We start from the raw sequence: 20,641 nt of genomic DNA on the forward strand, positions 1-20,641 counted from the left end.
CCTTGACAAAACGTATCAGATGTTACAATACTTTGTATGCGTGATAAAGTTGTTCAGCAGATGATCGTTCAGGAGATCAGTCAGATTTACGAGCCGTTATTGTCACCAAATGCATATGCATATCGCCCCGGAAAATCTGCTTTATCAGCATTAGAATATATAACAGGGCAAGTAGAAGAACATACAGAATATGGAGTGCTCAAGACAGATATCAGACATTTCTTTGATTGTATTGACAGAGAAATCCTGATTGAAAAATTGAAAGAAAAAATTTCAGATGAAAAATTTTTATACTTGTTAAAAACATGTCTTAGTATGAGGTATGTGAACGCAGAAGGTGAACTTCACGAAAGAAAAGATGGGATTTATCAAGGTTCCCTGCTTGCACCGGTTTTATCTAATATTTATATGATGGAGTTTGATAAAATATTCGCAAAACAATGTTTAGCATATGTCAGATATTCAGATGATATCATATGTATCTGTCCAAATGTAGTAGATTGTGAGAGCCTTCTTAAAAATATAAAAATGCAGATGTCCCTTTTAAAACTAGAGATAAAAGATGCAAAGACAAGCATCAGTAAAGCAGGAGAGGGATTTGAGTTCCTGGGATATCATATTTCAGACACAGGGAAAATGATACCGGTCAAAGCTACAAACCAGCTTACGGAACGCTTAGAAGACTTATGGTTGAATTCAAATGAAACAATAGAGAAAAAATTATCGAAAGGCAGAGAAATCATTGGTGGCTGGGAACAGTATTACCGTGAAGAAAGAGAAATGGCGAGTATATATGAGTATGTGATTGCCATTTCATTATATCCTGTTGAAACAGCAAGAAAAAATTTATTGACATTACAGAATCAAAGATTTCAATTTGATAATATTCACAAGGATATTGCAGAATATCTTGTTCATTTTTGGCTCAAAATGAAAATGCCTGTAATCGCATTGAAGGAATATGAACAGTATTATCAGGTACTTGATCTTGATATGGAGAAGATACAAAAAATATCAGACATTTATCTCAAGGAATTGTTACAGTATTATCATCTGGCAATGATTAAGTATGATGATAATATATTGACTGAAATTATGCAGATTTATACTGATATTGGATGCTATAACAAGGCAAGAAAGATTACAGAATATGAAAGAGTGCTGCATGAAGAGAAGCCTGTTTACACCGAGCGTAGCGAGTCGCATTTTTCTAATGTTACCATTCAGGATGATACTGACAGCGGGCAGGCAGACATATCATTATTTGTACAAAAGGAAATGTATGCGCAAAAAGTACCACATCTGAATGAAGAAGATGTAAAACGATATATAGAACTTTTTGTAGGACGGGAAGATTGCTATGCGAAGGCATCTGTTAATTATAATGGAAAATTAGTATATGACCAGGTGCAGGATCCTTTGTTAGAAGATGTGATTTTGCAGCATTTACATGGAGAAGCTGTGATTGCCAGTTATATTCAGCGAAATAATAATACGGTAAAATTTATTGTATTTGATGTTGACCTGTCAAAGAAAACATTACTGCAGATTGGAAATCAGAGAGAAGTATATCAACAGTACATGAATAAAGCACTGGGTGTAGCAAAAGCAATTAAAAAGATACTGGCACACTTTGGCATAGAGGCTGTTTTAGAATTTAGCGGTTATCGGGGATATCACATATGGATTTTTGTAGAAGAATGGATTTCTGCAAGATATGCAAATTTATTACAGGATGCTGTGATCAAAAATCTGACAATAGAACGTGAAGGCATTAACGTGGAGTGTTTCCCTAATCGTACACGTACGAGAGGAGATAAACTTGGACAGGCATTAAAACTCCCATGGGCGAAACATTTTATCAGCGAGCAGTATTCGCTGTTTGTTGATAGTGAAGGTCAGATTTTAGAAAACCAAAAGGATATTTTACATCATGCAGTTACATATTCTATATCAAAACTGAAACGAATCATTGCTGCAAATACAGGAGAGCAACTGTCTATAAAGACTGAACAAGAGATTATAGATAAAGATGAGTATAAGAATTATGGGGAAATGATACAACTGGTATTGTTAAATTGTGGTCTGGCAAGGCATCTTTATCAAAAAGCCAAAAGTACAGGATATCTGACACATTCGGAAAGATTGACGATTCTTTATATTTTTGGACATTTAGGTGAAAGTGGCAAAGGATTTGTTCATACAGTGATGGAATTTACTTTGAATTATCAGTATAGCGTGACACAACGGTATATATCGAAACTTCCAGATAAGCCAATCAGCTGTAATAAATTACGTGAGCAATATAAACAGTTGACTGCACAGGTAGGATGTAATTGCCGTTTTGTAAAAACGAGGGATTGTTATCCGTCACCCGTTTTACATGCATTGAAAAATGCGAAAGATATTCCGAAAGATATCAATTTACCTACTAGTCAGTCTAAAACAAAAAGTGATGATAATAAAATTTGTAAGCAGGTCAATATTCATAAGCAGGCATCTGAGATTGCTGCAAAACTTGTAGAATTAAGAAGGCAGGAAAGAGGAGTTAAAAAAGCAATAGACAAGCAGCAGGAATCATTGAATGAATTGTTTGATACGGCAGGAGTGGATTGTCTGGAGATTGACATCGGATTGTTGATCAGAAGAAAGGTGGAAGAAGGATATGAATATAGCATAGAGATATAAATTTTTTTGGATAACGAAAATATCTGATCAGGAAAATCTCCATGCTTGTTTTGTGCAGGCGTGGAGATAAAATTTAAATCTATTGGAAGCAAGTTTGACAAAAATAGTGCATGAGGTTTGAAAGTATGATATACTGATTTTAGGTTTTGAAAAGTAAATAATGAAATTCATTTCTGCAAGAAAGAAGCTATAAGAACTCAATTTTTTCAAAAAGCCAAAAAATCAGCCGATTTTTACTGATTTTATGAAAAACACCAGATAGGTTTACAAAATTGATGCCGGCAGCCTCGTAAAATCAAGGGTTCCCAGAGGTCAGGGTAGAAATGAAGAAAGCCCGATATAGGGCATTGACACAGTTTCCATATATACCTCCTTAATAGGTGTGCTCATAGTAGAAATGAAGAAAGCCCGATATAGGGCATTGACACTTTTTCTCTTTAAGAGTACCATCCTTAGCACGATACTCTGTAGAAATGAAGAAAGCCCGATATAGGGCATTGACACCTTTTTTAACAAGTTTTAAAATTGAAGATTCTAAATAAGTAGAAATGAAGAACGCCCGACATAGGACATTGACACCACAACCAGCTATGATACAATCATGAGCACGTATATTAGCAAAAATGGATATAACCCCATTAGAAAATGGCACAAAAAAATATGGCTTTCATTAAAAATAATGAAAACCATACATTTACTTGTCATTAGATATTTAGAAGAAATGATATTGACAGGATTTTAGAAGAAAAGACCTGAAAGTCGTAAATAAACAGAAAATGCATCATTATTGAGGTACTACAGTATATCGACCAAAACCAAAACTTGTATTTTTACCGATATGTATGAGTTCCCCTGCTAAAAGAAGAGAAAGTGTTTCAAAATCTACATTGGAAAGCAGGAGATCACCGGTGATTCCGTGAAGTTTGATATTTTCTTTATGTCTGGAAGAATAGCGATTAACTTCTTCGGCATAGGAAGATTGTTTTATTACATTTGGAATATTATGGATCAGTTCTTTTCCGGAAATAGGTTTCCCTTCATAATAATTTAGCATTTCAATGCGACGTGCGATACTGTTTAAAATTGCTTCAATATGAAAAGACTGTTGTATGTTACCTTGATATTTGATTGTTGTTGGTGAATGAAATATTAATGATACGTTTGATAATTCATTGGCATATGGAAATTCAGTTAAACGATGCTCTACATAGGACTGGAGCATATGTGGCTGATAATTTGACATTATGATATTACCATTACATAGAATATTTTTACCGTTTTCATTTTGTATGTCAGATATTGAAAAATGAGCCTTATTTGCTCCCAGACCGGATTGTCCCAGAGAAAAAAGTGCCTGTAGAAGCTGACTAAAATGAATAATCGACTTTCCGAAAAGAATAAGATCAAATTCCAAGAGATCTCCTTTTTGGAAGTTTCGCTTATGATTTTCGCATTCCAGAATATATCCGACACTTTCTCCGGTTGTAATGTAAGCAGGTTTTATATCAAATTTGGAATACATGATTCTTTGCACCAGACATTCATCAGAAAAAAAGCAGGAATCACATTGTTTGTCGCTGATACAATTCGAATGAAGAAGCATTGTGCCAAGTCCGCCACGAAGTGCAGAAACTTTATTGGATGATAGAGTAGTATTATGCAGCATGGTAAGTGAAAAATGTGTTTTTGTATAATGTATCTGTAGAGCCATATCGTTACTTGCCTTCCTTATTTTTTATGTATAATGTTAAATTTAAAGATACTAAATTGTTATGATAAATTATAAATAAGAAGGAATTGAATTACAAGTAGTAGAAGTTTATATCGTAAATATAGAATGCTAGTGATTACTGTTCAGACGCAAGCTTGACACTGCGCTGTCAAGCTATGCGCCATAGTGTTAATTATTGTGTGATTACAGCCCCTGCCTCGCAGAGGCATTTTAAATGGGCTGTAATCGTTGCTGGTCCCACTGTTAGGTGTGAACAAGTAACTGTTAGTGACAGTTTACTGGTCTATCAGGGAAGAGTGGCGAATATGAAACTATAGCTGACATATTTCAGAAAAAATAATGCAAGTAATTTTGAAGTATGGTATACTAATGAGGATATATGATTTATAACATTTCTGCATATGGGAAAGTAAGATAAAATGTATTCGATGTACTGGATTTTTTCAAAAAGCCAAAAAATCAGTCGATTTTTACCGATTTTCTGTAAAATGAAGAATAGGTTTGCAAAATTGGCTTCTACAACCCCGTAAAATCAAGGGTTTCCAGAGGTCAGGGTAGAAATGAAGAACGCCCGACATAGGGCATTGACACCAAATTTTTCTTCTTTCTGTTCTATTTCGGGCTGTGGTAGAAATGAAGAACGCCCGACATAGGGCATTGACACCTTTGAAAACTTCTCATTTATGGCTACATAATATGGGTAGAAATGAAGAACGCCCGACATAGGGCATTGACACAAAGTCATCTACTTTTAACTCTTTTGAGTTTATTTCTGTAGAAATGAAGAACGCCCGACATAGGGCATTGACACCTTAGATGGATAAAAGTTTTCTTTTAATCTGTCCTTGTAGAAATGAAGAACGCCCGACATAGGGCATTGACACAATATGAGATGCAATCATTTTCCAATACAATTGGTGTAGAAATGAAGAACGCCCGACATAGGGCATTGACACAGCCAAGAGGTCTATATAAAGACTCATAAGGTCATAATCGTAGAAACGAAGAACGCCCAATACAGGGCATTGACACGCAACTAGTGATTTATTCTCCTAACTGCCTTTGCGTTTGCAAAAAAAAGCCCGCCCAAGGGCATTGATCCACATTGCCACATTCGGCTATGTCGTAAAATCTATACAGCAAAAATATGTAATTGCCAACGCAGCAAACAAAATATGATCTAAAAAGATCCGGAGTCCATAGATAAATGGAATTCTGGATTTTTTTATGTGAAATAATATAAATGTTACATTTTGAAATAAAAAAATGATATATGTAAGAAAACTATATAAAATAACCAAAAAATTAGTAAAAAAAGAGTCGTAATATGATAAAATATAGTACAAATGAAAGTTTGTGCATTTGTTGACAGATAAGTGTACGCATACTAAGGTTATATAAAAAATACAAAAGGGAGGGTAATCAATGTCAAGATGTTTAACAATCTTAGAAGTATCTCAAAAGCAGAATTATATATTTTCTAGTAAAAAAGTGAAAAATAATATTGTGAATTCTGCGGTGATTGCATATGTACTTGGATCAGATTACATAGCAGAGGTTTTAGCAAAGACGACATATGCAGACGATAAGAATATGGTATATTCCGGTGGAGGTCATGTAGTACTGGAATTTCCAGATGAAAATACAGCGAAAGAGATGGTTTCAAAGATTACGAGGACCATATATCGTGATTTTGACGGATTGGTTGTATTTGCTAAATCACAGGTATTTGATGATGATACATCAATGCGGGACTGCCTGAAGAAATTAACGGAAGCATTAGAGAGAAAGAAATCTATTCGATCAGCAGTCTTTCATCAGGGATCTTATGGAGTGGAAAAGATTGATTCAGATACATTAGATGTCATTGCTGAAGATAGTGTATCTGATGCAAAAAAGAAGATTGAAGAATCTGAGTATAATTCCACAGCAAAAGAATTTACACCAGTAGGTTATCAACCGGTTTATAAATTTGAAGAATTAGGTGGTTCAAAAGGAGAGTCTAATTTTATTGCAGTCGTCCATATCGATGGAAATGGTATGGGAAAACGTGTGGAAGAGTTATATGATCTGTTAAAAAAATCTGATACCAGGCAGTCGTGGAATGACATGAAACATTCGATCAGGGAGTTTTCAGAAAGCATTGATAAAGACTTTAAAACTGCTTACAAGGAAATGGCAAAAGAAATTGCACAGCAGTTAAAAGAAGCGGATTTAGATAAAAAATTAGATTTAAAAGAAAAGAAATTTCCGGTCCGTCGTATCATTACAGCGGGAGATGATATCTGTTTTGTAACAGAAGGACGTATTGGAATTGAGTGTGCGAGGATTTATATTGAAAAGCTGACCGCAGCAGAAAGAAAAAATAGTGTAGATCATAAAGGTTATTCTGCCTGTGCAGGTGTTGCGATCGTACATCAGAAATATCCATTTTATAAGGCTTATGAATTAGCAGAAATGCTTTGCAGCAATGCTAAAAAGTATGGAGCACAGATCAGTCCGGCAGATAATGGACGATCTGTTTCCGCAATAGACTGGCATATTGAATTTGGCGAATTAAAAGATACTTTAGAAGAAATACGGCGAAGTTATGCGACCGTAGATCACAATCGTTTGGAATTGCGTCCGTATATTATCAAGGCATCAGAGGAAATTTTAAATGATCGGAAGTTTGCTGCCAAAAAATATGAGAATTTCAAAAAAATAATAAAACGTATTCAAAAGAATGGATCAACTTATGGCAATGGTAAGATTAAAGGATTACGAGCTGCATTAAAGCAGGGTGAGAAGGCAACAAGTAACTATCTTATATTTAACCGGATGGAAGATATTTTAATTGAGAACCGGCTAGATGCAGATAGAGTTACAGATGAGGATCTGTTAAAACTTTTTACAGGAAAACCTGTCAAAGGAGAGGCATTTATTACGCAGATGGATGGAAAAAAACATTCTTTATTGTACGATTCAATAGAACTGATGGATAGTTATCTTGCATTAGAGGAGGGTGTAGCTCGTGAAGATTAAAATGGAATTGATATCGGATGTTATTTTTGGAAATGGCATGAGTGTTCCGGGGGCAGAAGATCTTTCTGTATTACATGATGAATATGGATTTCCTTATTATAAGGGAAGTACATTTAAAGGTGTAATACGTGAAGAATATGAGCGATATTTGTTCTGGCTTGGAAAGAATGAAAAAGAGATTGCCGGACAGATTGCGAGATTATTTGGAGAAAATGGAGATGATGTCAGTGAAGATAAAATTACATTTTCAGATTTTGAAATATCCGGTTATGTAAAAAAAGCGGTCTTAGATGAAGTTTGTAATGAAAATTCAAATACCTCCATGGATGATATCAGAAATATTTTTTCTGATCAGATTTTAGATCTATTTACCAATGTACGGACATTTACAAAAGTGAATGAAAATGGTGTAGCACAAACGGGAAGTCTTAGAATGGCAAGATGTGTAGATAAGGGGCTGTGTTTGTATAGCGAAGTACTATGCGATCCTGATGATGAAGCAGAGTTAAAAGAAGTGCTATATTCTGTTAAATGGATTGGAAGTATGAGAAACCGGGGGTTTGGAAAAATAAAATTATCGGTTGAGGAGGGTGCATAATGAAATATATCAGATACATAGTTAAAAATGATGAGCCTCTAAGAATTGCAGATGACAGTACCAGCCAGAATGGTCAGACTGTAACACTTCGATATATTCCGGGTACCACGATCAGGGGATATATTGTTAATCAACTGGTATATACGTTAGGGGAGCAGTTTGACAAATATAAAAGAGACCTTATTTCCGGTCAGATTGTGTATATGAATGCATATTTATATGAAAATAACAGAGAACTTCTGCCTTCACCTAAGGGATTTTACGAAGATAAAACAGTAGTGACGGAAAAAAAAGAGATACAGAATGTAGTGATCAATGGTGAATTTGATGATGGAAATAAAAGAGCGGGTCTGGGAAAATTCTGCTATTTTAAAGATCAGTGTATTTATTATTACAATGTAGAGACGGGTTCTGATATGAAAATTCTGATCAATAAGAGAAAGCAGGACGATAAACAGAATGTTTTCAGGAATGAATATATTACTTCCGGTCATACGTTTGTAGGTTATATCAAGGTAGATGATGAAGAATTAGCAAAAGCTATCCTTGAAGTATTTCAGAAAAACATTTTTTTAGGCAATGCAAGAAGTCAGGGGCTTGGAAAATGCCGGGTGCTTGATATAAAAGAAATGCCGGAAGATTTTATTCCATATCAGGAATATGCAGTGACAGATGATGCAGAGAATACTTGCTATATGATGTTGTTATCTAATACAGCGATGAGGGATAACAGAGGGGAATATGTTGGATTGGACTTAAAGTACTTAGAAGAAAAATTAGGCGTTTCAAATCTTAGGATTGAATACTGTTCGACCTCAACAGTCAATGTGAAAGGTTATAACCGTGCGTGGGGCAGTAAAATCCCATCAATCACAATGTATGAACAGGGGAGTGTCTTTAAACTAAAATTTGATGGAAGTGCATCACTTGAAAATATGCTCAAAATTATGCAGTCGGGACTTGGCGTAAGAAAGAGTGAAGGATTTGGCAGAGTCCTTTTCTTAAAAGACTATGAAAATATCCGGTTTAAGATGGAAGAAAAACATAGGGCAGAGGATTTTACGCAAGAGTCACCAAATGGAAATGATATGCAGGATCTTAAAATTTTAGCATCGAATTACTATAAGAAAGAGATCATTCAGGCGATGCAGGAAAAAATTGCTAAGGAGATGCAGGAAGATAAGGCATTTAGTGTTAATGCTATTAATTTGAATAACAGCCAGATTGGAAATGTCAGGGGATTGTTAGAAGCAAATCGTTATGATGCCTATGGTACGGAAACGATAAAGCGGTATTTTGCGCATGCCATGGAGAAAGAACAAAATACAAATGTTCAGAAACAAAAAAGCAGTATTAAAGCGTTAAAAGATACAATTTTACCTATTTTAGATCAACCGTTAGAACAGACATTAGGGATGAAACATTTTACAAAAATTATGGGAATTTCTGTAGACGAGTTAATATCAGAAGAAGAATTACAGAGAATGAAAATTGATTACATTTTAGAGTTGATGAAATTTGATAACAGAAAGGGGGTAAAATAAATGGCAGGGTTAAAATATGATAAAATTGTAAAATACGTGATTCGTGCAAAATGTGAAGGCCCTCTGCATATTGGCAGTTCTATTGGTGGAAAAGAAGATGTATTGATTCATCCGGTAGATAAATCCCCATTTATTCAGGCATCGAGTATTGCAGGTGTTTTTCGCAGTTACGTAGAAGAATGTATGGACATCAAAGCAGAGGTATTATTCGGAGCAGATCATTTAGACAATGATAAAAGTACAACGGAGCAACAAAGCCGGATAAGATTTATGGATGCAATATTTGATCTGTCATCTGTAAAAATGGAACTTAGGCCACATGTAAAAATTGACCGGAAGACAGGGAGTGTTTTTGAGGATAAATTCTCCGGACAGAAATTTAATATGGAATATGTGGGCGAAGGTGCCGAATTTACAACAGCTTTTTATCTGTATGTGGATACAAAGGAAACGCAATTTCTCGAGGACGCTGTAAAAGAAATGCTTGGAGCCATGAAAGCAGGACTTCTACAGTTTGGTGCGAAAAAAAGCAGTGGGGCAGGAAAGATCATTCCTGTTTCTGTAAAAGAAAGATCATTTCTTATGAGTAAGGAGCAGGATCGGAAAGAATGGTTTGAAGAAGAATCTTTGTCAGATACTGCGTATGAAGAAGTGATCCATAAATTGCCGGAAGTAACAGATCGGAAGAATAAGTATACTGTTGTTATAAAAGGAAAAACGGAAGGCACTATCTTAGTAAAAGGATTGAGTGTATCAGAATTTGGAGAGGGTGTACCAGATAGTGAAAATATCCGTAATGCAAAGAGTGAATACATTGTGCCGGGAAGTTCTTTCAGAGGTTCCATACGAAGTCAGATGGAAAAGATCAGCATATATCTTAGAAAAGGTTTCCTGATAGATGATTCTTTTGGAAAAGCCGGAGAAAATGACGAAGAAGGTTATGTTGGTAATCTGATCTTTGAAGATACCATAATAGGGAATCGAAAAGAAAATGATGCAGTCGATTTACGGCATCGGATTCATATTGATAAATTTACTGGTGGGGTTTTTCAACAGGGATTGTTTGCAGAAAAAAACGCATTTGGTGATATGGAATTGGAAATTCATATCGCAGACAGGAATCATCCTGATGCAACTCTTGGATTATTATTGTTTGCTGTCAGAGATTTGGCTTGTAAGGTTGTGACATTGGGAAGTGGATTTGCAACAGGAAAGGGATTTATGGATATTTCTGAGATTGTAGTCAGTTCACATGATAAGAAGGCAAAGATTACATATCAGGAAAATGTTCAGATAGAAGACGATGCCAACATGATACAGTATGCTATGGCGGCTTTAAAGGAGGTATCACAATGAGTATAGATGATGCGATCAGGGTAATGTCATTGGATGATGCAAAAGTACAGGTTTCCAAGATGAAGTATGCCTTAGTTTATCAGATCAGCGAAGTGATCTTTGACAGGATAGAACAGATAGCGGAGATTTGCTGGGAGGAATGTTTAGAAGGATATTTCTTTGATGAAACAATGCAGATCCATATATTTACTGGAGAGGATGGCTTACAGGCAGTGTGTTTTACGGAACCGGAGAATATGATTGATAATAATAAAGAGGACATTATTGATAAAGACTATAGACTGGCTGGTAAATACCAAAAGATTGGAAGCAGGATCACAAAGAGAGAATATTTAGATTATGATGAAGATGGTCAGGTATATGTTGCATATACAAGACTGGTCGACGTGAAATAGGGGGTGAAAACATGGAAAATTCAGGTTATGTTGGTGCACCATACAATTTTGTGCCATTTTATAAAGATGTAGTATCTGTGGAAAAAGAACAGATGATGACACATGATAAGATAGAACATGAACTGCTTACTGGTGAAATTGCCTATACAGCAACTGCTAAATTGCCAATTTTTATTTCAGATGGAAAAGAAAAACCGGATTTTGTAAAAAATGAACGTGGAGAATATATGATTCCGGGAAGCAGCATGAGAGGATTGATCCGAAGCAACACCCAGATTTTAGGTTTATCATCTTTTGGTGAGGATATTGATGATTATCGTCTGATGTACCGGAATGTAGCTGCTGCACAAGGAAAAGATGATGGATATGGTGCGATTTTAGGGGCAGAACCGGCTAATATTGGTGATGGTAAGTCTGTCAGTGTGTTAAAGAATGTAAAAGCAGGGTATATTGAAAAAGTTGGAAGTGAGTATGTTATCTATCAGACAGAAGTTGATAAGATCTCAGATCAGTTCGGAGAAATGAATTATTATGTGCTTAGTGAGAGAACGATTGCTGAAGATTTGAGGAAAAAAGATACATCATTTTCTTATTTTAAGGAACATCCAAACTGCTTGGAACATGTTATGAAAGATGGATTTAAAAAGATTCAAGATAGAGGAAGAATCCATTATAAAGGGACTACGAATCAACATTATACAGAAGGATATTATAATATATCTTATGAGGTGACAAATACGCGTCAAATTACAGCAGTGGGAAATCCCGGAACATATAAGCATGAAGGATATTTAGTTTGTACAGGACATATGAATGAGAAAAAATCGAAATACATCATTCCTAAAATGGACCAAAGCAAGGAGCATATTCAGATTTCAAAGGCTGATGTAGATGCATTTCAGATTGATTATAATAAGAAAAAAAATACGCTTCGGAATAATAAAAAATATTATAATCTTCCTGAAACCGGAGAGATCAAACCGGTCTTTTATATCCAGTTAGATCATTTATATTTTGGATTTACTCCAAGACTGCGTTTATTTTATGATCATACAATTAAGGAGGGGTATAAACAAACGAAAAAATCATTTGATTATGCAAAATCCCTTTTTGGAACGATTGATAAAAACGAGAATATTGGATATAAATCAAAGGTTGCCTTTACAGATGCTGTCTTGTGTGGGAATGTGAATAAATCAGAGGAAAGTTCTGTGATTCTCGGAGAACCAAAACCGACAAGCTATCTGGATTATTTAGTACAAAAAGGTGGTAAAACTACATATAATACGCAGGGATTTGAACTTCGGGGAGTAAAGCAATATTGGTTACATAAAACATTGGAGTCATATTCTTACAGTAATGCCGGAAAAAATGATAAAGTATTTACCCACATGAAACCGTTAAAAGAAGGAAGCCGGTTTACCGGAAGTGTCCGTTTCCAGAATTTAACAAAGGCAGAACTTGGACTTTTGTTATGGAGTATCTGCTTAGAGGATGACTGTCTTATGAATATTGGAATGGGTAAATCATTAGGTTATGGTGTGATCGGTTTAGAGGATGTAACATTAAAAATTTTTGATACAGAAAAAGCATATGATTTAAATCAGACTTTAGACTGGCAGCCTATGATGACTGGTGACATTAAGACTTATATTGATGCGTATAAATCAGAGATCAATGGAAAACTAAGAGGAAAAGACATTGATAGTTTAAGCAGTATTCAATCATTTTTTAAGATGCATGATCGGAATTTGATACCGGATAATCATGTGATCCGATATATGTCCATAGATAAAAAGGAATATCAAAGCAGAAAGCGGCCTTTAGACTCTATTGACGAGGTTATTAAAAAGTCAGAACGATCTGCGAATGAAAAGAAAATAGTAGAAAAACCGGTGATAGAGAAGAAAACAGCTGCAGAGAAAAAAGAACTGAGATCAGGAAGTGTTTATCAGGCAGAGATCAAAGGATATCAAGGCAAAAAGGTCAAATTTTTAATAGATGGAAATTATATTTTAACAGCATTAGAGAATATAAAGGGAATCGATGATCTGAATAAAAAGAATATGAAAGAAATGCTTCCGGCAGGGAAAAAGGTGACTGTGGAATTAAAAAAGATAAAAGTTGATAATGAAACCATATACAAGGTATCCATTCAGTAAGGACACATGAAAGGGACATTATGAGTATACATATTATTTCAGTATTAGGTACGAGTTTATACGAACCTGTTTATTATCAGGGAAAGAAAGAACCGATAGAAACGGAATTTATACAGGCTGCTGTGATCAATGAGTATAAAGATCAGCTCAAAGATAGCGGTAAAGTAACCATTTTTGTTACTGATTTTTCCGAGGTGAGAAACTGGAATGACAGGATATATAGTGGCAGAGATGCAGAGTTTGCTGCAAAATGGATTTCAGATAAGAAGGGATCTGTTAAAGAGGGAGAAAAAAAATCCGGATTACATTCTATTATTTTAGAACAGTTTCCGGAAATAGCAGATCGTGTAGAATGTGTAAAGATTCCGGATATGAAAAATGAAGCAGAGATCTGGGATGTATTTGGAAAGATTTATGACTGCATTGATGAAAAGGATGATCTGGTATTTGATATTACGCATAGTTTCCGGTCGATTCCGATGCTGGCAGTTACAGTTATCAATTATGCAAAAGTATTAAAACAATGCCATTTAGAAGCTGTTTATTATGGTGCATATGATGCTGAGGATAATAGCGTGGAAGAAGGAAAAAAATGTGCACCAATCATAGATCTGACAACATTTAATGAAATTTTGGAATGGACTTATGCGGCGGATTCCTTTGTGAATTATGGAAATGTGAATAAGATGAAAGAGGTCTATAAAGACCGTATCAGGCGGATTCCGGATGAAGAAAAGCGTGAATGGAATCCAATGAATATTATTATTAATAATATGGAAAATCTATCACTTGGAATTTCTACCTGCAGAGGTGCTAATTCTCTAAAATTACCTAATCGTAAAAATCTGGACTCCAAAAGTGTATTGCAGGCATATTTAAGATTGAAATCAAATGTGAATAGTCAGGATATGAATAAGGGAAAAGATATCATTCCAATGATGAAATTGATCGAATATGCTACCAAGAAGTTTCATGCCTTTGATACTTGCCAATGGGATTATGAGGTTGGCATAGAGATTGTTCGCTGGAGTATCCGGTATCGTATGGTACAGCAGGGGTATACTGCATTAGAAGAAACGATCAAAACGTATATATGTGAACGATATGGTCTTGATGATATTGTATTAAAAAATAGAGAAGATATTGTTAGTTCTATATTTACAGCATCTAAAAAGGAAATACCAGATGATCGGGAAGAACTGTTTGAGAATATTACACAAAATGATAGATATTTTTCAATTACGTATGCAAATCTGGATGATACACTGAAGGATATTGTAAAACGTATAATCATGGAAATTCCAAAAGAGTTACTGAAGTTAGCACAGTCGGTAAAGCAATATCGAAATGATATCAATCATATGGGATTTAACGAGGATTGCAGAACGGCAGAGGTGCTCGAGGGAAAGCTGAAAGAGTCTTTTGATCAGTTTGTTAAAATTGTTGATGACATGAAGGATATACAAAGTGCATCCATCGTGCAAAAGGGCTTCACACACGCAGGCGTATTTCATGCAGATGATGTTTTTGCAACAGCCTTATTAAAGATTGTATATCCGGATATTGTCATCGAAAGAGGAACGAAAGTGCCGGATGATTATGATGGTATCGTATATGATATAGGTTATGGAAAATACGATCATCATCAGGCTGATCGTAAGAGCAGAGAAAATGGGGTTCCATATGCCGCATTTGGTTTGCTATGGGAAGAATATGGACCGGAATTAGTCGGGGAGGAGATGGCAGCAGCTTTTGATAAGGAATTTGTTCAAAGGTTAGATCTGTCTGATAATACCGGAGAAAACGAGGCGGTCTGTAGTCTGATAGCCGGATATAATAGTTTATGGGATGAAGATAGTGATCAGGATGAACAGTTTATGGAAGCAGTCAATGTTGCCAAAGAAATGTTAGAACGCCAGATCAAGAAGATGATCAGTAAGAAGAAGGCAGCAGAAGAAGTCAGAAATCAAATTTCACAGGCGAAAGATCATATACTGATTCTTGAAAAAGCAATGCCTTGGAAAGAAGCATTGGTAGATACCGATATTCTTTATGTGATCATGAGATCAATCCGAGGTGGTTATAATGTGCAGGCAGTTCCAAAGACGATTGATACGACAGAGTTAAAAAAAGCATTTCCAAAAGCGTGGTGTGGTGCAGCAAAAGAGGATTTAGTAAAGATGACAGGAATTGAAACATTTACATTTTGTCATTTTAATGGATTTTTGTGTGTAGCAGAAACGTTAGAAGATGCTGTGAAAATTGCAGAAGATGCTGTAAATGCATAAGAGATAAGAGCTTCTCATTATTTTAGCAGAGATTTATTGCAAAGATAGTGAGAAGCTTTTTATTATTTCATATTGCATTACCTTAAAGGTAACATAATTTGGATAAATATATAATAAAATAACAAAATCAGTAACAAAAATAAATACAGAATGTTCACTGGAAGTTACCTGCAAAACGGGATATAGTATATACAAGCCCGGGGGGAACACATAAAAACATAAGAAATCAGGAGGTAGTTTTATGAAAGAAAAAATATTAGAATTAACAGGAAAAACCAAACATAAGAAAAAGAAAGTGATGAAGTTATTTGAAGAAGTAAAACCAGAAACAGAGGAGGAAGTCCTTATTTTAGAATGTTTAGAAACCATGATGTATGAAATTATGAAGTGTTTATAAGGAGGGAAAGATGATGAAAGAACATGTGATTACGCCAAGACCTATACCATTTCCAAGACCGTTGCCACCTATTATAGTATTTTAATATGGAAGGAGAAGAATGTTTATGAGAAGAAAAAGGTTACAATGCAGACAAAGGTTTGACACAGAAGATGATAAAGATGGGAGAATCAAGAACAAGTGATGTTTTTATATAATATAAAACGTCACTTGTTTTGTTATACGGTAAGAAAGCATCTTGCGTATACTCATTAGAAAGATTATGATATTTATGAACAGATATTGAAAAACAGACGAAATCATAAGAAAAATGCGTGGGGAACTAAGATGAGAGATACAAAAAAAATATTATTACTTACATTGGGTACGGGTAGGCTGTCAGATACAAATGAAGCTGAATACATCAGTGTACAATATACATTTGAAGGTCAGGATTATAAGAAAAATATTGACGATATCGAAGGAACAAAAACAAATTTCGTGGCAGAACCGCTTATTGATCTGGTTAAGCCGGATGATATTTATATCCTTGGAACAGTAAAATCTGCATGGCCCCAATTTTACGCATCCCTTATCACAGAAAATAATGAAGATTTATCCTATATGGAGAATAAAGATTACCTGCAGCTTTTAAATATGGAAAAGCAGTATGGGGTAACTACATCAAAAGAGAAACTTTTAGAATTAGAGCAGGAGATTTCTACTGCTTTTGCGCATATTCCATCCTGGAAAAGATTTCCCAGATCATATAAGGACAAACGACCGGAAATACATATCTGGTTGACGAAGTATGGGATCAATGAGAAAGAACTGATTGAGAATTATGATATTTTGAAACGGATTGAAAATTCTTTAGAAGAAAGATATCAGTATGAGATTTCTTTTGATATTACACATTCGTTCCGTTCCCTTCCAATATATAACTTGGTTATTTTAAATTATATTAAGAATATTACAAAATATCAGATTGCGATAAAACATATCTATTATGGTAATGTAGAGGTGAGATCTGAGTTAAATGAAAAGGCACCGATCGTAGATTTATATGATCTGGCACATATCTTAGATCTGACAAATGGTGTTACAGAATTTAAAGATACGGGTAATTCGGTTACATTATTGAATATGCTTTCAGAAGATGATGAGTTAAAGGAAACATTGAAAAAATTCGATATAGCTATGCAGTTAAATGCATTTGATAAGATAAAAACAGAATTAAAAGAGTTATGTAAACTGATCCCGGAAAAATCAGATGATTCAAGATATACAGGTGTCCGGGAAATGATCCATACAGTTTTAGAAGAAAAATTTTTTGATAAAGAAGGAAGTAATATCTTAGAAGTAAACAATATGAGTGATGCAGATCTGAAATTTTTACTTGCTCAATGGTTTTTCAATCAAAATCGAAATGGACTGGGACTCGCAACCGGATTAGAAGCATTACGGGATATTACAACACCTGCGTTTATGAGAGCACGAAGATTAGTAAAAGGTGAAGAAAGAAAATATCGTGAAGGCGCAGAGAAATATTTTATAGATATTGCTGCAGAATTGAAAAAGAAAGAAGAACATACTCCTTTGGAGAAAGTAGTATGCAGCCTTGGTGGAAAGCTTAAAGATTATAAAGAGATCAGGAATATTTTTGCACATAGTTTACATGATAAAACGGAGGCTGATCTTGATCAGATAGGAGCAGACATCCAAAAGTTTAAGACAGATTTATTCAAATTGAAAAAGATATATGATCAGAATCAGACTGAATTTGTAAAATTGTTTAAGATCAAGATTATACAGCAGTCACAGCAGCTGAAAGAACCTATAAAGGCAATCCTTGTATTTGGTCAGGAAGAAGGGGATGAAGACTGGGTGACAATTTTAAAGACGTATGAAGATTTAACTCTGGAAAAAATTTTTTATTCAGATGCAGATATGTTAAGTGAATATATGAAAGATGATCAGACAGGAAAAGAACGGAAAGAATTCAGAAAAAGTATGCGTTCCTATATAGATAACTGTATACAGAAATACGGACTGTCAAAAAAAGAACTGATTGTCGTATTAAAAAGTACGGAATATATCAAACAGACAGAGATCATAAATGATTTATCACACCATGAGTATGACTGCCGTTTATATGTTTGTCCGGAAGGAAAAAATGTTGGGTTACGAAAAATATAAGGAAATAAAGCGTTTACATTTTTGGAGTATAGGAGATAGACAATGAAAAAATTTATTTGTACGATTCCATTGCAGGTGAATCAACGGGAATTGGAAAAAGTCGTGTATGATGCAGTGGATAATCCGAAATTAGTATATGGTGAGGCAGTATCTTTTCCGATTGTTCCCGTAATAAATGGTTACGTGAACGATGGAGAGAAAATCGAATTACTGGTTTTAAAGCAGAAGGCAGAGGGAACAGATCTTAATTATGAAGCATTTCAGAAACAGGTGTCACAGTTGTGTGAAAAAAGAGGGATCATCTATGAAATAAAAATTATAGAAATTATTTTCGATGAAACATCCGGGACACATTTAAAAACCTTTTTGTCATTGATTGAACATATTGGGGAAAATGATGATTTATATGCCTGTATGACATATGGAACAAAACCAATTCCAATAGTAGAAATGATGGCATTAAATTATGCGGTTCGCAATGTAAGACATGTGCATGTAGGATGTATTGTTTATGGACAAAAAAGCTGGGAACGGAATATAAATGTTATTTATGATATTACGAGTCTGTTTGTTATGGATGAAGTAGTACATGATATAGCAGCTATGAAGATGGAACATCCATTAAAGTATATTCAGGATATTTTATATTTTACAGAAGAATGAGGTGCTTAAATGGAAGATTTAGCTATGTATTATGAACTATTTGAATGTAATCCGGAAGATAGTGATTATGTTTTAAATGAAAAATATGATCAGTTACGCAGAAAGTATCAGAATAATGCCTTAGTATGCGAAAATATTAAAAAGGCATTTGCTATATTAGAAGATAGTAGAAATGGTTGTGTTCAGCCAGGGGATATAAAGGGAGAAGAACGTAATCTGAGAAATATTGAGCATGAATTATTAGAATGTCAGAAAAAATTAGCAGAAGGTTTCAAAAAAATAGATTGTTTCAATGAAATTAGCAGTATAAAGCTTAGTATTCTGAAATTGACCCCTTTTTGGCTGCATTCCACAAAGAAAAATCTTGAAAATACCGGTTTTGCCGCTTATTGTGAATCTCAATATGAAGAAGATATCAAAAATTTTTTTGAAGAACAGATGCAAAAAAGGATATTAGGATCAAAAGATGATAAGATTTTTGGCTGGCTTAAAAATTACGATGCAGAAAAAGGGGATTTTGTACATTATGCCAGAAAGTCTATGACGCATATCAGAAGTGATTTGAAAAAAGAGTTATGTAATATCTGTACAGCAGAATTAAATGAATCAAAATTAGAAAATAGGACAGCATTTTATGGAAATGCTTCTGTTGAAGATGAAAAAACGAAGAAAAAGGCAGAAAAAAAGAAACAGGAAATCATCAAAAAGTATGATCATCACAAGTTCGTATGGATTTTAGCAAAGGGACCATATATCTTGAAATTATGGGAAACGACGAATGCTACTTGTCAGGAAACAGAATTTGCCAGATATTATATGGCTAATATTGTCCTTACTTTCATAAAGGCGGTGATCCTGCCACTTTCATCAGAAACAATTTCTGCAAAAATAATTGACTTTATGATTGGACGTGAACTGTCAAGTGAACATTTATCAGCTAATTTGGATGATATATATGAAGCAATGGATCAGGAATTCGTGAACTATATGATGTTAAATCCGTGTATGGATTTAGATGATATGATTGTGGAAAGACTGCATACATATCAGGAGCTTGGAATTGAAAAGAGTGGGGATATACGTTTCTTTAAAGGTGGGATTAAATTTATTGATGAAATTTTAGTACACTATTATGCAGCGGTAAAGAGTGAGCCTGACAAGAAGAGTCAGTCTATGAAAACAATTCGTACAAGACATTGGAATAAATTTGAAAAATTAGTTCTTATGGAAAAAGAATATTTTTAATGTTACTTTTTTTGACATATTTTTGATATATAGGTGTAAAACAAAAGATGAAAAAATCAAAGAGAATCAAGGAGGACAAAAATGGAAAAAGAAATAGCAATTAAGGTAGTAGAAGTCATACTCGAAACCGTACTAAAAATCACGAAAATTGCACTTGAAGCAAAAGAGATAGTTGAATAAAAAGGAGGGATACATATGTTAAAAGAAATTATATTGACAATCACATTTGCGTAGTTTGAAAGGAAAGAAAAAAGGAGCATTCCTGTTAAGTAACAAATAACCGGTTTGCAAAAAATGAGTGCCACCCATAGAATAATGATTGTTAACTGGCCGGTTGACAAATCATCGTTCAAAGGAGACACCCACAAATG

Annotated in this window: 13 protein-coding genes and 1 CRISPR repeat array; of the genes, 12 read left to right on the top strand and 1 reads right to left on the bottom strand. The window is 34.6% G+C overall.

What is annotated here, in order from left to right:
* Positions 1 to 36 precede the first annotated feature (36 nt).
* A complete protein-coding gene (locus tag H8S17_RS03030; RefSeq protein WP_186866160.1) occupies positions 37 to 2,688 on the top strand; it encodes a CRISPR-associated primase-polymerase type A1 in 2,652 nt (883 codons plus the stop codon).
* A 784-nt stretch (positions 2,689 to 3,472) separates the two neighbouring features.
* Here the strand turns inward: H8S17_RS03030 and cas6 are convergent.
* Positions 3,473 to 4,399, bottom strand: coding sequence for a CRISPR system precrRNA processing endoribonuclease RAMP protein Cas6 (gene cas6, locus H8S17_RS03035; protein ID WP_186866161.1), 927 nt, complete (start codon positions 4,397 to 4,399; stop codon positions 3,473 to 3,475).
* Positions 4,400 to 4,974: 575 nt separating this feature from the next.
* A CRISPR array of direct repeats spans positions 4,975 to 5,452; the repeat unit is 37 nt; unit sequence GTAGAAATGAAGAACGCCCGACATAGGGCATTGACAC.
* Positions 5,453 to 5,845: 393 nt separating this feature from the next.
* Between cas6 and H8S17_RS03040 the strand changes: the two genes are divergently transcribed.
* The 11 genes from H8S17_RS03040 to H8S17_RS03090 all read left to right on the top strand — a co-directional run bounded on the left by H8S17_RS03040 (position 5,846) and on the right by H8S17_RS03090 (position 20,270).
* Entirely contained in the window at positions 5,846 to 7,444 is a 1,599-nt protein-coding gene (locus H8S17_RS03040; RefSeq protein WP_186866162.1) for a Cas10/Cmr2 second palm domain-containing protein, read from the top strand.
* Positions 7,434 to 8,042 carry an RAMP superfamily CRISPR-associated protein gene (locus tag H8S17_RS03045; protein WP_330595601.1) on the top strand — a complete coding sequence of 203 codons (609 nt, stop codon included), beginning with the start codon at positions 7,434 to 7,436 and terminating at the stop codon, positions 8,040 to 8,042. The genes H8S17_RS03040 and H8S17_RS03045 overlap by 11 nt, the downstream gene beginning before the upstream one ends.
* Positions 8,042 to 9,586, top strand: a complete 1,545-nt coding sequence (locus tag H8S17_RS03050; protein WP_207723346.1) for an RAMP superfamily CRISPR-associated protein — start codon at positions 8,042 to 8,044, stop codon at positions 9,584 to 9,586. The genes H8S17_RS03045 and H8S17_RS03050 overlap by 1 nt, the downstream gene beginning before the upstream one ends.
* Entirely contained in the window at positions 9,587 to 10,942 is a 1,356-nt protein-coding gene (locus H8S17_RS03055; RefSeq protein ID WP_186866163.1) for an RAMP superfamily CRISPR-associated protein, read from the top strand.
* Positions 10,939 to 11,337, top strand: a complete 399-nt coding sequence (locus H8S17_RS03060; RefSeq protein ID WP_186866164.1) for a hypothetical protein — start codon at positions 10,939 to 10,941, stop codon at positions 11,335 to 11,337. The genes H8S17_RS03055 and H8S17_RS03060 overlap by 4 nt, the downstream gene beginning before the upstream one ends.
* Positions 11,338 to 11,348: 11 nt before the next feature.
* Positions 11,349 to 13,499 carry a TIGR03986 family type III CRISPR-associated RAMP protein gene (locus tag H8S17_RS03065; RefSeq protein ID WP_186866165.1) on the top strand — a complete coding sequence of 717 codons (2,151 nt, stop codon included), beginning with the start codon at positions 11,349 to 11,351 and terminating at the stop codon, positions 13,497 to 13,499.
* Positions 13,500 to 13,519: 20 nt separating this feature from the next.
* The gene (csx2, locus tag H8S17_RS03070) at positions 13,520 to 15,787 is read left to right on the top strand and encodes a TIGR02221 family CRISPR-associated protein (RefSeq protein WP_186866166.1); all 2,268 of its coding nucleotides are present in this window, start codon (positions 13,520 to 13,522) and stop codon (positions 15,785 to 15,787) included.
* A 241-nt stretch (positions 15,788 to 16,028) separates the two neighbouring features.
* Entirely contained in the window at positions 16,029 to 16,184 is a 156-nt protein-coding gene (locus H8S17_RS03075) for a hypothetical protein (RefSeq protein ID WP_186866167.1), read from the top strand.
* Positions 16,185 to 16,511: 327 nt separating this feature from the next.
* The gene (csx2, locus tag H8S17_RS03080; RefSeq protein ID WP_186866168.1) at positions 16,512 to 18,362 is read left to right on the top strand and encodes a TIGR02221 family CRISPR-associated protein; all 1,851 of its coding nucleotides are present in this window, start codon (positions 16,512 to 16,514) and stop codon (positions 18,360 to 18,362) included.
* A 42-nt stretch (positions 18,363 to 18,404) separates the two neighbouring features.
* Positions 18,405 to 19,025 carry a TM1812 family CRISPR-associated protein gene (locus H8S17_RS03085; protein WP_186866169.1) on the top strand — a complete coding sequence of 207 codons (621 nt, stop codon included), beginning with the start codon at positions 18,405 to 18,407 and terminating at the stop codon, positions 19,023 to 19,025.
* Positions 19,026 to 19,034: 9 nt separating this feature from the next.
* On the top strand, positions 19,035 to 20,270 hold the full coding sequence (locus H8S17_RS03090) for a hypothetical protein (protein ID WP_186866170.1): 1,236 nt from the start codon (positions 19,035 to 19,037) through the stop codon (positions 20,268 to 20,270).
* Positions 20,271 to 20,641 lie beyond the last annotated feature (371 nt).

Source organism: Roseburia zhanii (assembly GCF_014287635.1).
Classification (GTDB): domain Bacteria; phylum Bacillota; class Clostridia; order Lachnospirales; family Lachnospiraceae; genus Roseburia_B; species Roseburia_B zhanii.

What these genes read in the sequence shown, in the direction of transcription:
- H8S17_RS03030 (WP_186866160.1), top strand. Translation starts at nt 37, where the DNA reads ATGCGTGATAAAGTTGTTCAGCAGATGATCGTTCAGGAGATCAGTCAG.
- H8S17_RS03085 (WP_186866169.1), top strand. Translation starts at nt 18,405, where the DNA reads ATGAAAAAATTTATTTGTACGATTCCATTGCAGGTGAATCAACGGGAA.
- H8S17_RS03050 (WP_207723346.1), top strand. Translation starts at nt 8,042, where the DNA reads ATGAAATATATCAGATACATAGTTAAAAATGATGAGCCTCTAAGAATT.
- H8S17_RS03075 (WP_186866167.1), top strand. Translation starts at nt 16,029, where the DNA reads ATGAAAGAAAAAATATTAGAATTAACAGGAAAAACCAAACATAAGAAA.
- csx2 (WP_186866166.1), top strand. Translation starts at nt 13,520, where the DNA reads ATGAGTATACATATTATTTCAGTATTAGGTACGAGTTTATACGAACCT.
- csx2 (WP_186866168.1), top strand. Translation starts at nt 16,512, where the DNA reads ATGAGAGATACAAAAAAAATATTATTACTTACATTGGGTACGGGTAGG.
- H8S17_RS03040 (WP_186866162.1), top strand. Translation starts at nt 5,846, where the DNA reads ATGTCAAGATGTTTAACAATCTTAGAAGTATCTCAAAAGCAGAATTAT.
- H8S17_RS03055 (WP_186866163.1), top strand. Translation starts at nt 9,587, where the DNA reads ATGGCAGGGTTAAAATATGATAAAATTGTAAAATACGTGATTCGTGCA.
- H8S17_RS03060 (WP_186866164.1), top strand. Translation starts at nt 10,939, where the DNA reads ATGAGTATAGATGATGCGATCAGGGTAATGTCATTGGATGATGCAAAA.
- cas6 (WP_186866161.1), bottom strand. Translation starts at nt 4,399, where the DNA reads ATGGCTCTACAGATACATTATACAAAAACACATTTTTCACTTACCATG.
- H8S17_RS03065 (WP_186866165.1), top strand. Translation starts at nt 11,349, where the DNA reads ATGGAAAATTCAGGTTATGTTGGTGCACCATACAATTTTGTGCCATTT.
- H8S17_RS03090 (WP_186866170.1), top strand. Translation starts at nt 19,035, where the DNA reads ATGGAAGATTTAGCTATGTATTATGAACTATTTGAATGTAATCCGGAA.